Annotated in this window: 12 protein-coding genes; all 12 read left to right on the plus strand. The window is 35.2% G+C overall.

Going from position 1 to position 13,364, the window contains the following annotated elements; translation table 11 throughout:
* Positions 1 to 55: 55 nt before the first annotated feature.
* The 12 genes from spt to J2T03_RS00490 all read left to right on the plus strand — a co-directional run bounded on the left by spt (position 56) and on the right by J2T03_RS00490 (position 13,352).
* Positions 56 to 1,255 carry a serine palmitoyltransferase gene (gene spt / locus J2T03_RS00435; protein ID WP_307208807.1) on the plus strand — a complete coding sequence of 400 codons (1,200 nt, stop codon included), beginning with the start codon at positions 56 to 58 and terminating at the stop codon, positions 1,253 to 1,255.
* A gap of 1 nt (position 1,256) precedes the next feature.
* Positions 1,257 to 2,375 carry a GNAT family N-acetyltransferase gene (locus J2T03_RS00440; RefSeq protein WP_307208808.1) on the plus strand — a complete coding sequence of 373 codons (1,119 nt, stop codon included), beginning with the start codon at positions 1,257 to 1,259 and terminating at the stop codon, positions 2,373 to 2,375.
* Positions 2,375 to 3,355 carry an NAD-dependent epimerase/dehydratase family protein gene (locus tag J2T03_RS00445; protein ID WP_306846106.1) on the plus strand — a complete coding sequence of 327 codons (981 nt, stop codon included), beginning with the start codon at positions 2,375 to 2,377 and terminating at the stop codon, positions 3,353 to 3,355. The genes J2T03_RS00440 and J2T03_RS00445 overlap by 1 nt, the downstream gene beginning before the upstream one ends.
* Positions 3,356 to 3,370: 15 nt before the next feature.
* Positions 3,371 to 4,696, plus strand: a complete 1,326-nt coding sequence (locus J2T03_RS00450) for an inositol-3-phosphate synthase (protein ID WP_306846105.1) — start codon at positions 3,371 to 3,373, stop codon at positions 4,694 to 4,696.
* 30 nt (positions 4,697 to 4,726) lie between these two features.
* Positions 4,727 to 5,155: a phosphatidylglycerophosphatase A family protein gene (locus tag J2T03_RS00455; protein WP_307208809.1), complete on the plus strand. Its 429-nt coding sequence runs from the start codon at positions 4,727 to 4,729 to the stop codon at positions 5,153 to 5,155.
* On the plus strand, positions 5,156 to 5,536 hold the full coding sequence (locus J2T03_RS00460; RefSeq protein WP_306846103.1) for a GtrA family protein: 381 nt from the start codon (positions 5,156 to 5,158) through the stop codon (positions 5,534 to 5,536). It begins immediately after the preceding gene.
* Between the two features lie 67 nt (positions 5,537 to 5,603).
* Entirely contained in the window at positions 5,604 to 8,078 is a 2,475-nt protein-coding gene (locus J2T03_RS00465) for a DUF5686 family protein (RefSeq protein WP_307208810.1), read from the plus strand.
* A gap of 11 nt (positions 8,079 to 8,089) precedes the next feature.
* On the plus strand, positions 8,090 to 9,451 hold the full coding sequence (locus J2T03_RS00470) for a DUF4833 domain-containing protein (RefSeq protein ID WP_307208811.1): 1,362 nt from the start codon (positions 8,090 to 8,092) through the stop codon (positions 9,449 to 9,451).
* Positions 9,444 to 10,064, plus strand: coding sequence for a sterol desaturase family protein (locus J2T03_RS00475; RefSeq protein ID WP_306846100.1), 621 nt, complete (start codon positions 9,444 to 9,446; stop codon positions 10,062 to 10,064). The genes J2T03_RS00470 and J2T03_RS00475 overlap by 8 nt, the downstream gene beginning before the upstream one ends.
* A 290-nt stretch (positions 10,065 to 10,354) precedes the next feature.
* Entirely contained in the window at positions 10,355 to 10,993 is a 639-nt protein-coding gene (locus J2T03_RS00480) for a phosphatase PAP2 family protein (RefSeq protein ID WP_306846099.1), read from the plus strand.
* Between the two features lie 148 nt (positions 10,994 to 11,141).
* Entirely contained in the window at positions 11,142 to 12,041 is a 900-nt protein-coding gene (locus J2T03_RS00485) for a helix-turn-helix domain-containing protein (protein WP_306846098.1), read from the plus strand.
* Between the two features lie 135 nt (positions 12,042 to 12,176).
* The gene (locus tag J2T03_RS00490; RefSeq protein ID WP_307208813.1) at positions 12,177 to 13,352 is read left to right on the plus strand and encodes an efflux RND transporter periplasmic adaptor subunit; all 1,176 of its coding nucleotides are present in this window, start codon (positions 12,177 to 12,179) and stop codon (positions 13,350 to 13,352) included.
* Positions 13,353 to 13,364: the final 12 nt, after the last annotated feature.

Consider the following 13,364-nt stretch of genomic DNA (forward strand, 5'->3'; position numbering starts at 1 on the left):
TAGGTGGCGAAGCGTTGCCGTAATTTAATAATAACATACTAACAATAAGTATATAGTGATAAATTTATTAAACGATAAAATAAGTAGATATACTGTTTCTCAAAATTTAAAGGATAAAGGTATTTATCCTTATTTCAGATCAATTTCATCCGCTCAAGATACCGAAGTCATCATAGATAATTCAAAAATGTTGATGTTTGGATCTAATTCATATCTAGGTTTAACCAATCATCCACAAATAAAGCTTGCGATGATAAAAGCAGTTGAAAAATATGGCAGTGGCTGTGCAGGATCCCGATTTTTAAACGGTACACTTGATATACACGTGGAATTGGAAGAAAGATTGGCCAAATTTGTTGGTAAAGAGTCTTCATTAATTTTCAGTACAGGTTTCCAGGTAAATCAGGGTGTTATTTCAGCATTAGCAGGAAGAAACGATTTTCTTTTACTTGATGAATATAACCATGCTTCGATTATAGACGGAGCACGTCTTTCATTTGCTAAAACATTTAAGTACAGGCATAATGATATGGTAAATCTGGAAGAAAATCTAAAAAAAATTCCAATTGATGCTCTTAAGATTATAGTGACCGACGGTATCTTTAGTATGGAGGGGGACATTGCAAAATTAGATCAAATTGTTAACCTGGCAGAAAAATATAATGCTTCTATTATGGTTGACGATGCTCATGGCCTCGGAGTTTTGGGACCAATAGGACAGGGAACCTCGGAACACTTTGGAGTTACAGATAAGATTGATCTTATAATGGGTACTTTCAGTAAATCTATGGCTTCGCTCGGAGGATTTATTGCGGGAAATAAAAAGGTGATTGAATATATAAAGCATCATGCAAGATCTTTAATGTTTAGTGCAAGTATGACCCCTGCATCAGCTTCAGCTGCAATCGCAGCTTTAGACATTATTGAGAACGAGCCTGAACATCTGAATAAATTATGGGAGAATACTGCATTTGCAAAAAAATTGATTCTAAATGCAGGATTGGAAATAGGCAGTACAGAAAGTCCAATTATACCTATATATATCAGGAATAATGAGCAAACTTTTCTGGTAGCAAAATTACTTCATGAAAACGGCGTGTTTGTAAATCCAGTTGTGGCCCCTGCTGTTCCACCCGACGATAGTCTTATACGTTTCTCATTAATGTCTACACATACCTTTGAACAGATAGAATGTGCTGTGAAGAAAATTGAAGAAGCTATCGTTGCTGCAAAAAATTTAATAACTGCATACTGATATGATTAAAATTGTAGAAGTAGAAAGCAATAAAGAACTAAAATCTTTTATCGATTTTCCTCACGAACTATATAAAAGTGATCCTAATTATGTGCCTGCGTTATATATGTCTGAGAAGCATCTTCTTACTAAGCACCCATTTCATCATCATTCAGAAATGAGTTTGTTCTTAGCTTATAAAAATGGAAAAATAGCAGGTAGAATTGCAGCGATCTTAAATGTCAATTATAATACATTTCATAAGGATTCAGTAGGTTTTTTTGGTTTTTTTGAGAGTACAAATGATTTCAATGTTGCTGAAAAGCTTTTTGAGGTTGCTGAAAAGTGGCTAAAAGCAAAAAAAGCAGTAAAAATCATAGGTCCTGTAAATCCAAGTACAAATGAGAGTTGTGGTTATCTCGTGGAAGGCAAAAATGAACCACCTGTTGTGATGATGCCTTACAACCAGCCCTACTATCACGATTTGTTTTTAAAAATGGGTTTTCATAAGAATACCGATCTGTTGGCATATTTAATTGATGTTGGGAGTTTTCAGGATAAATCTGTCAAGATGTTGGATTTATTATCGCAAAGACTTAGCAAAAGAGGGATTATTGTCAGAAAGGTTAATTTGAAATATTTCAAAAAAGAGATTGCTGAATGCATGACCGTGTATAATGAAGCATGGGATAAAAATCTTGGATTTGTTCCGATGACTGATGAGGAGTTCGAACAGATGGCCAATGATGCCAAAATGATACTTGATCCTGATTTTTGTCTGGTTGCAGAATACGAGGGAAAAGCAATAGGTTTCACGTTATGCATTCCGGACATTAATCAGATTCAAATAAAAATGAAGAAAGGGAGGCTGTTTCCATTCGGAATTTTTAAACTTTTATTGGGAAGAAAAAAAATCAAAAAGCTTAGAGTATTGGCTTTAGGTGTTAAGGAAGAATATAGAAGAGTAGGAATTGAAGCAGTGCTTTATGGAACACTGTTGAAAAACGCTAGAGAGAAAGGTATTGTTGAAGCTGAAGCATCATGGATACTTGAAGAAAATCAAATGATGAACAGAGCTTTGGAGAATTTGAATGGCCATATGTACAAGAGATACAGGATTGTAGAAAAAGCAATATTGTAGTGAGGAAAAAAATTTTGGTTACAGGAGCCAACGGATTTTTAGGTTTTTATCTTGTAAAAGCAGCAATACAAAAAAATCTTGAAGTTTATGCAGGTGTTAGGGAAGGTAGTGAGGTTTCACATCTGAAAGATATAGATGCGAAACTTACTTATCTGAACTATTCTGATCTAAATTCTCTAAAGGAGAATTTTGAAATTAATGCATATGATTATGTTATTCATGCAGCGGGCGTAACCAAAACCTATAATAACCAAATCTACCGTACTGTAAATGCAGATTATACAAAAAATGTCGCTTTAGCTGCCAAATCAATCGCCATAAAAAAAATGGTTTTTATAAGTAGTCTCGCCGCATTAGGCCCAACTATTTTTGGTGAAGAAAATGTGTTGCTCCCTGACACTGCCCCTAAACCAATAACGAGCTATGGCAGAAGCAAACTGATAGCCGAACAAACATTAAAAGATCTGAAAAATTTAGAATGGATAATCCTTCGTCCTACAGCCATTTATGGACCCAGAGAAAAAGATTTGCTGACACTTTTTAAAATGATTAATAGAGGGCTTGAAATATATTTAGGGAAAAAAAAACAGACATTAAGTTTTGTATATGTTGAAGATATTGCAGAAGTGGCTGTACAGTCATGTTTTGCAGATACATCAAGAGAGTGTTACAATATTTCGGATGGAAAAAGATATACTATACAGGAGCTGTCAGGTATCATTAAAAAAAAACTAAAAGTAAAGACTGTAAAAATCATTATTCCCATATTTTTTCTCCGATTACTGGCAGGAATTACAGAAAGTGTAATGAAAAGAAGAGTTTCTATCATTAATAAAGATAAAGTGAGTGAACTTATTGCCGAGAACTGGTTTTGCAGTATTGAAAAAGCGAGGCGGGATTTATCATATACTCCGCAGTTTACCCTTGATAAAGGCATTACAGATACCATTGAATGGTATAAAAAGAATAAATGGATTTAAATAAAAAATTACAAAATGAGTTATAATATTAAAGGAGCAGACGGAAAACTTGGAATTCTTATTCCTGGTCTTGGTGCCGTAGCAACTACATTGATTGCTGGAGTGGAATCTATTAAAAAAGGATTGTCTAAACCCATAGGGTCACTTTCGCAAATGGGAAACATCCGCTTAGGAAAACGCACAGAAAACAGATATCCATTAATTAAAGACTTCGTTCCGTTAGCACAATTGGACAGCATCGTATTCGGTGGCTGGGATGTTTATGAAGATAATGTGTATGAAGCTGCTGCGAATGCAAAAGTACTTGAAGCAGCTTTGCTTGAGCAGGTAAAACCGGAACTCGAAGCAATCAAACCTTTCAAAGCAGTCTTCGACAAAAATTATGTAAAGAACTTAGACGGGACCCACATTAAGCAAGCTGAAACCAAATGGGATTTAGCCGAAGCGATTATCAGGGATATTGAAACTTTTAAACTGGATAATAATCTGGATAGAATCGTTATCGTATGGTGCGCGTCTACCGAAAAATATTTTGACAGCAGTGAAGTTCATCAGACCATCGAGGCATTTGAAGAGGGACTTCGTAATAATGATGCAGGCATTGCTCCAAGCATGATTTATGCGTATGCTGCCATAAAATCGGGCATTCCTTTTGCAAATGGAGCGCCCAATTTAACGATTGATATTCCCGCACTTCAGCAGTTCGCTGTGTTAAATAATGTTCCTATCGCGGGAAAAGATTTCAAAACTGGCCAGACATTGATGAAGACTATTGTTGCGCCTGGCCTTCAGGCTCGTTCATTAGGTGTTAAAGGTTGGTTTTCGACAAATATTTTAGGAAATAGAGATGGTTTGGTATTGGATGATCCGGACAATTTCAAAACGAAAGAAGTTTCAAAACTAGGCGTTTTAGAACAAATCCTAAACGAAGATATTAATCCTGAATTATATGGAGATTTATATCATAAAGTGAGAATTAATTATTATCCGCCTCACGGAGATAATAAAGAAAGCTGGGACAATATCGATATTTTCGGATGGTTGGGATATCAAATGCAGATTAAGATTAACTTTTTGTGCAAGGATTCTATTCTGGCAGCACCGATTGTCTTAGATCTTGCCTTATTTATGGATCTTGCAAATCGCGCTGAAATGAGTGGTATTCAGGAATGGTTATCGTTCTATTTTAAGACTCCACAAACGGCAGAAGGGTTGCCTCCTGAGCATGATATTTTCAAACAATTGATGAAATTACAAAATACTCTACGTCACCTTATGGGTGAAGATTTAATCACTCATTTAGGGCTTGATTATTACCAGGAGTTGGTAGAATCTCTGTAAGAAATAACAGTGTATAAAATCTATTCAACATTGGCAACCATTGGACCTATTGGACATGTGTCCAAAGGAGGGGGTAGTATTGCGGCAGCCTTTGCTGCCGTGTGCTGGTATCTTTTTAATTGTCACAATGCTGTTGTACAGATAGTTGCTGTAATCATTGTTTTTATTATAGGTGTTTGGGTTTCAGATAATTTGGAAGAGTATTGGGGGAAAGACAGCAATAAAATTGTTATCGATGAGGTTTTGGGGATGATGGTATCATTGGTATTCATTCCTATTTCTGTAAAGAATGTCGTGATTGCCTATTTATTATTTCGATTTTTTGATATTACAAAGATTTTGGGTATCAAAAGATCGGAAAAGCTGCCCAAAGGATGGGGCGTTATGGTAGACGACCTATGGGCGGGGATTTATTGCAATCTTATTTTACAAGCCTGTTTTTACTATGAAATGATGTAAATGAGCCTGCTTAAATCTTTGTTTTTTAAATTGCAGCTAGTATCATTAACATCTACTGCTGTAGATTTTTCAGTAACAATTTTGCTTAAAGAGTTTGCAGAAGTGGTATATCTTGCAGCACACATTGTAGGTCTTTTCAGTGGTGGGCTCACTCAATTTACTCTTAACAGAAGATGGGTATTTAACAGTGGAGAAAGAACAAATGCGATGATTTTAAAATTCATTTTCGTTTGGATGATAAACTTTTCGCTCAGTACAACTTCTGTTTGGCTTCTGACCAATTTTTTTCAGTGGAATTATATTTTTTCAAAAATAATTACGTCGACTCTGTTGGCGGTTAGTATAAATTTTTTTTTACAAAAAGAATATGTATTTAAATAAGTGTGCAAAATTTTTTGTCATTTTGCTTGTGTTTGCAACATCGTTCATAAGCAAAGCTGATGCACAGATGAAAATCATAGGAACCGTGCACGATACAGAGACAAAAAAATCTATTGCAGATGTTCTGGTTTCAGTCCGTGATGAGAATATAGAAACAGTAACTGATAAGGATGGTAACTTCACTATATCTGTTCCTGACGGGGTATTGATTCTGCATTTCAGCAAAGAAGGTTATCAAAGCAAACTCTATACTTTAGGTCGTGGGAAAATACAAAAAATTAATATTGAACTTAAAAACAGAACAACTCATGTAGAAGAAGTTGTTATTCGTTCCCAAAAGCGTAAATACCGTAACAAAGATAATCCTGCTGTAGCGCTTATCAGGAAAGTAATTGAGAATAAAGGGAAAAACAGATTCAGCTCTAATCAATCTGTAAGCTTTGAAGAGTACGAAAAAATTCAGTTTTCTTTGAGCAACAAATATGAGAAACTGCTGAATAACCGTCTTGTAAAAAAATATCCGTTTCTGAAAGAAAATATAGATACGACAAAAATCAGCGGAAAAGCAATTTTACCTTTATATATGGAGGAAATGCTTTCCGATAACTTTCACAAATTTTCTCCGGACAAATCCAAAAAGACTATTAAAGGAGAAAAAAAAGTTACTTTAAGTGAAGATTTTTTTGATAATGCGGGAATCGGTACTTATCTAAAACATATTTATCAAAAGATTGATATTTACGACAATAATATCAATCTTCTTACTAATCAGTTTTTAAGCCCGATCGCCGAAAGTGCGCCTACCTTTTATAAATTCTATATCCGTGATACCGTTGAGGTCAGGGACGATAAAATGGTCAATCTATCATTTGTGCCAAGAAATAAATCTGACTTTTTATTCAGTGGAAATTTATTAGTCTCTCTTGACGGAAGCTACGCAGTTCAGAGCGTTGAGATGAGAATCAATAAAAACACCAATGTCAATTGGGTAAAAGAAATGGATATCAGCCAGGATTTTGAAAAAAATGAAAATGGAAAATATCAGCTGATTAAAAGCAAAATATCAGCTGATTTTGGTTTAAGTAAAAGCAGTGACGGTGGAATTTATGGTGAAAGGACACTTACCTATAAAAATTACACTGTCGATAAACCATTTGACTCCTCGGTATTTTCGGAAGATCGGACAGAAGTGGATGGTCTTGCAAAAGTTCAAGACAGTATGTTCTGGGAAAAAAATCGTCATGAGAACATTACTGATTCGGAAAAAAAGGTTTACGCAAACATTGATAAGCTTCAGAATACAAAATCTTTTAAAAGAACGATGAATATCGTAACGCTACTTTTTGCGGGTTATCTGAAAGCTTCCGATTATTTTGAGATAGGTCCCTTTAATACATTCTACGGATTTAATCCAGTTGAAGGCTTCCGTTTAAGATTCGGTGGAAGAACAACTCAACATTTCAGTAAGAATATTTATCTGGAAAGTTATGCTGCCTATGGTTTTAAAGATGAAAGGTGGAAGTACTACTTTGGAGGTACGTATTCATTTTCAGGAAAAAACAGGTTTACTTTCCCGTCAAAAGGAATCAATGTAAGTTATCAGCAGGATACCAAGATTCCGGGACAGGAGCTCCAGTTTATCCAGGAAGACAACTTTCTGCTATCTTTCAAGCGTGGAGTTAACGACAAATGGCTTTACAACAGTATCTACAGACTGGAATACTATCACGAGTTTTTAAATCATATTTCATATAAAATAGGTTACAAAAACTGGAAACAGATGGCTGCAGGCGGACTGGTTTTTTCTGATGATACAACTGGAACTAATATCAGCGATGTAACTACTTCTGAAATTTACACTGAATTCAGGTGGGCACCCCACGAAGAGTTCTACCAGGGGAAACTTTACCGTTTGCCACTTCCGAATAGGCATCCTGTGTTTACTGTCAGAGCAGCAATGGGAATGAATAATTTTTTAAAAGGTGATTATAATTATAAAAAAATCAATGTTAACATTTATAAAAGATTCTATCTTTCTCAGTTAGGTTTTTCAGATGTAGTTATAGAAGGTGGTTACCTTTTCGGGAAGGTTCCTTATCCATTGCTGGATATTCATCGTGCAAACCAGACATACTCTTATCAGCTGCAATCTTATAACTTGATGAATTTCCTGGAATTTGTAAGTGATCATTATGCAAGTATTCAGTATGAACATACTTTCAACGGATTTATTTTTAACAAAATCCCGCTATTGAAAAAACTGAAGTTTAGAGAATACATTAGTTTCAAAATGTTATACGGAGGTTTAAGAGATGAAAACACTCCCACCGGAAACCAAAATGGAATCATGAAATTTCCAACAGACGAGTATGGCCAGACAACGACTTATTCTTTGGAAAAAGAACCTTACATGGAAGGAAGTGTAGGGATAGGTAATATTTTTAAATTTTTCAGAGTTGATCTGGTAAGAAGATTTTCTTATCTGGATAATCCGAATGTTTCCAAATCCGGGATTCGTGTGAGATTTAAATTTGATTTTTAAAAAAATTAGTGATGAAAAGATTAAGGGATCAGCTTCAGCAGCTGATTTATAAAATAATCAATCCTGTCGTAAGCCTGTTTATTAAAATAGGATTAACACCCAATATGATTACATTGTTGGGACTAATATTTAATATGGTTGTTACCGGTATATTGATATTCGGAGCGGAAAAAAGTAACAGAGGGGATTTGAGCTATATTGGATATGCGGGAGGATTGATTTTATTTGCAGGATTATTTGATATGCTGGATGGCCAGGTTGCCCGGATGAGCAACAAAAGTTCTAAGTTCGGAGCTTTATTTGACTCTGTACTTGATCGTTACAGTGAAATGATTCTGTTCTTCGGAATTTGTTATTATTTGGTAGCTCATCATTATTTCTTAAGTTCTGTTTTTGCTTTTATGGCCTTAATTGGATCGATGATGGTAAGTTATGTAAGATCAAGGGCGGAAGGCTTAGGGGTGAGTTGCACAGGAGGACTGATGCAGAGACCTGAAAGAATAGTTTTGATCAGTATTTCAGGTATAGCCTGTGGAATAACTGCGTCTGTTATAGGAAGCGATTTCAAATTGTATATTCCAAATACGAACATCCAGGTGTTTGAGACCATGTCAATTTTTACTTTTCCGATTGCTGTCATGGCGGTTTTAACGAATCTTACAGCCATAGGCAGGCTGAAAGAAGCTAAACTGGCCTTGGATGAAGCAGATGATCCAGATAATCCAGATAATCGGGATCTTAAAGAGGAAGCTGAACAGACCTTTAAAAAAGAAGATATTTTAAAGTCAGAAAAAAAATATTCAAAAAGTTTTTTCATTACAGTTTTACTATGTACAGGAATAGGAGGGTTTGGAGAACTGGCGGCACAGAAAAAAAACAGTGAGGCCGACCGCTTTCCCAAGCCAGCGGAAAAAGCAATGATGTTCTATTTACAGCGTACCTCAAATACAAACACGATTGTTTATTCCCTCAATTATGACGAAGAAAAGAAGCTTAAAAAGTCAGAGCCAATAAAAGTGTACTGGATCAGATATACCGAACCGGGATCCCCTATAAAGAAGCTGAATTTTATTGAAAAGAAATTTGCTTACGGAATTAAAGCAAGAGACACCGGCAATGATACGTGGAGTCTGAGTATGGTTGCTTATGATAAGCTTTCCATAAAGTTGAGAAAAGGTATAGCGGGTGGTTATAATGCATTTGTAACCATAAACAACAGGGATTATATTTTTCAGAAAGCGTATATCAAGATTGATGGCGGCAGTTTTTGGTCTCCCAATATTCCTTATATAGATATTTTTGCTAAAGACGAGACGAAAGGTCATGAAATAATTCACCGTATAAATAATCCTAAAAGTAAAAAAAATGGCTAAAAAATACGTTTCAAATTCCAAAGAGTCTGTACGGATGTTTAAAAGTGATTTCTTGGAGCCTTTATCAAAAGTTCATTTTTCAATTCCAATATTCATTTATGTTCCGGTGGTCGTATATTTTTCAGTACAGGCTTTAATAAAGTATAATGTAACATTCATCCGGTTCCTTCTATTTTTTGCTTTGGGAATAATGATCTGGACACTGGTTGAATATCTACTGCATAGATTTGTATTTCATTTTGAACCCAGCGGATCTTTTGGAAAAAGATTACATTTCATATTTCACGGAGTACATCACGATTACCCTAACGATGAAAAACGTTTGGTTATGCCGCCGTCTGTAAGCGTACCATTGGCTTGTCTTTTCTATTTTTTGTATTCATTGCTATTGGAGAAGGCTGAACTTTATCCTTTTTTTTCAGGTTTCATGTTGGGATACCTGATTTACGATATAGGGCATTATGCCATTCATCATTTTAATTTTAAAAATAAATGGTTTAAGATGGTTAAAAAGCACCACATGATTCATCATTACGACGATCCGGAAAGGGGATTTGGGGTAAGCTCAGCTCTTTGGGATCATATTTTTAAGTCAGGTTTTAAAAAGAAATAGTTTTGGAATTGGCAGAAAATTTCCGATCAAATCAAAATGTAAAGTTATTAAGCTTTTTTTCAATTTTGTATTTGTTTATATCCTTTATTTTAGTGGGCTTCAAATCTGATCAGTTGGTGCTGGCATTGCTTGTGAATTTTTTATATTTTTTCTCACCCAAAACAAGGAAGGTAGTTGCGGTTTGTATACCATTTATTATTTTTTGGATTATTTTCGATTATATGAAAGCTTTTCCCAATTATAATTATAATGGAGTTCATATACAGGATTTATATACAGCTGAAAAAAAAATGTTTGGTTTTTTAGAGGAGAATAAAATTGTAACTCCTAATGAATACTTTGCCTTGCATCACAACAAATTTTTCGACGTGCTGTCCGGAATATTTTATTTAAGCTGGGTGCCTGTTCCAATTGGTTTAACAATTTATTTTTTGTACAAAAACAAAAAAGAATCAATGCATCTTCCTCTAGCATTTTTGCTGGTAAATCTGATTGGCTTCATCGTATATTATATGTATCCTGCTGCTCCACCATGGTACGTAGCAAAATATGGTTTTGAGTTTTTAAAACAAACTCCGGGAAGCCCTGCTGGTCTGAGCCGATTTGACCAGGCATTAAATATTAACCTTTTCCAATCCATGTATCAAAAGAGCTCTAATGTTTTTGCCGCTATGCCTTCTCTGCATTCAGCTTATCCCATTGTATCGCTTTACTTTGCTGTTAAGAAAAGGCTGATTTGGGGGAGCTTACTGATTAGTTTGACGGCTTTAGGAATCTGGTTCTTCGCAGTATACACGTCTCATCATTATATTTTGGATGTTATTGGAGGTGTTTTCTGCGCTGGAGCGGGAATAAGCATATTTGAAGTTTTTTATGCCAATATTTTAAGTTTTAAAAAATACTTAGATAATTCCCATGGTTTGCGTTAATGGATTTTCTAACATAAAAAAATTGGCAGAAGCTAAAATATAAATCTCAGTTTTGCTGAACTAAATTATGTTTTATGCAGTTGATTTTGTTAACTTGACTATTGTTAAAAAAAGTTCTTTTTATACAAATTTCATTTAAATTTAAGAAATGGAACAACAGAAAATTTTAGTTTACACTTTAAAAGAGTGCGCGCGGTGGAGAAAAGTAGATCTTCTCACTGATGAGGTTTTTTCGTATGAGGTAAGGGTAGAAGAAACATTCGAAATAGAATGTAAATATCCTAGTAAAATTAACTGTTTTTCCTTGATTTTAATAACTCAGGGCACCCTGGTTGTATCAGTAGATTCACAGGATATAAAACTGTCTGCCAAAGATATTTTGTTTTTATATCCAAGTAATATTATTGAGTTTATTGAATTTAGTGATTGTACATTTAATTCCGTTTTAATTTCAGTGGACTTTTTCTCTTCTTTAAACCTGCAGATTAATTCTCAGGATGCATTGGATATACTGTCAAATAATTATTCAAAAACTGTTTCTTTAAGCGACGAAAGTTATCACAGGGTCCTTAATAACTTTACGGGGATAGGGATTTTTAATAGTCGTAATTCTTCAAATGTTTTTTTTGAAGAAATGATTAAAAATTCACTTCAGTTGATCATGTACGAGCTTGCAAATTTTGTTCACGTGCAGCATATCAGCAATTACAAAAGTTTTCGAAAGGAAGACGTGACAGTGAAATTTATAGGATTATTAGGACAATACTTTAGAGAGAAAAAAAATGTTCAGTTTTATGCAGATAAACTGTCGATTACCAGGGCTCACCTCACTCGAACGGTTAGCGAAGTTTACCAAAAAACTCCGAAACAAATAATTGAAGATAAATTGATTGCTGAAATTAAAGTACTGTTATTAAGGAATACACAGAGTATATCTCAAATAATGCAGCAGTTTCATTTTGAGGATCAAAGTGCATTTACAAAATTTTTTAAAAAGAAGACCGGTTATACACCTAGTTCTTATAAGAGAGATAATTTATCTAAGTAAAGAATATTTATCAGATTTTACAATATTATTTGAAATATTCCTTTTTTACCAATTTTGGATTCCTTATTACCTTGCTGTTTGACATTGTAGTCAATAATTTTACAGACGCATACTAAAGAAAAATCTTAATCATTTATGAATAATTTAAGCAGAAAGTTAATTTCGGGCTCAGTAATTGCTTGTGGTCTTTTTCTACTTCAATCCTGTAACAAAAACGAACAGGCCCCACAAATGCCTCCAATGGAATTACCGGTTTCCAGGGTGGAGCAGGGCAAAGGACTTGTTTCCAAAGAATATCCCGCCAGCATAGAAGGCGTAACCGATGTTGAAATCCGACCACAAGTTTCCGGTTATCTTCACAAAGTTTATGTGGACGAAGGCGCTTACGTAAGAGCCGGACAGCCACTTTTTCAAATCGATTCCAGAATGTATGCCGAGCAATACAATACGGCAAAAGCTGGAGTTTCCGTGGCAAGAGCAAATTTAGCCAACTTAAAAATCGACCTTGACCGTAGAAAGGAATTGGTGAAGGAAAGCATCGTTTCCAATATTCAGATACAGCAGGCGCAGGCAGCTTATGACGGCGCAAAAGCGTCATTGGCTCAGGCGGAAGCGGCGGTACAGTCGGCGAGAATCAATCTTGAATTTTGTACCATTAAAGCTCCTGTAAGCGGATATTTAAGCAGAATCAATTACCGTCTGGGAAGTTTGATAAGCCCGTCTGGCGTGGAGCCAATCACGGTTCTTTCAGATTCACACGAGGTGAATGTATATTTCAGCATGAGTGAAAAAGATTTCCTGACTTTCCAAAATTCTCAAATTGGAAGCACTATTCAGGAAAAAATCCAGAAGGCTCCGATGGTAGGTTTACAGATTGCCGACGGTCATCTTTATGAAGAGAAAGGAAAAATCGATGCGGTAGAAGGTCAATTTAATTCCAATACGGGTTCAGTAACTTTCAGAGCGAAATTTAACAATCCGAAAAACATCATCCGTGGCGGAAATACAGGTAAAATTGTCATCGACCAGAATTATGACAATGTTACTTTAATTCCAATAGCATCGACGTCCAATATCCAGGACAAAGTGTACATTTTTACCTTAGATAAAGATAATAAAGCTGTTCAGAAAGCCATTGAAATTTCAGGGAAAAGCGGTACAAATTATATGGTTTCTAGTGGAATCAAAGCCGGAGAATCTTACATTGTTTCAGGCTTCGAAAGATTGCAGCCTGGAATGCCTGTTGTTCCAAAACCTACAGGCCAACAAGCCAATAAAACTCAAGCCAAAGCTGTAGCCGGAAAAAGCTAGGATTCGCTTGAT

Origin of the sequence: Chryseobacterium lathyri (genome assembly GCF_030812195.1) — a bacterium.
GTDB lineage: Bacteria > Bacteroidota > Bacteroidia > Flavobacteriales > Weeksellaceae > Chryseobacterium > Chryseobacterium lathyri_A.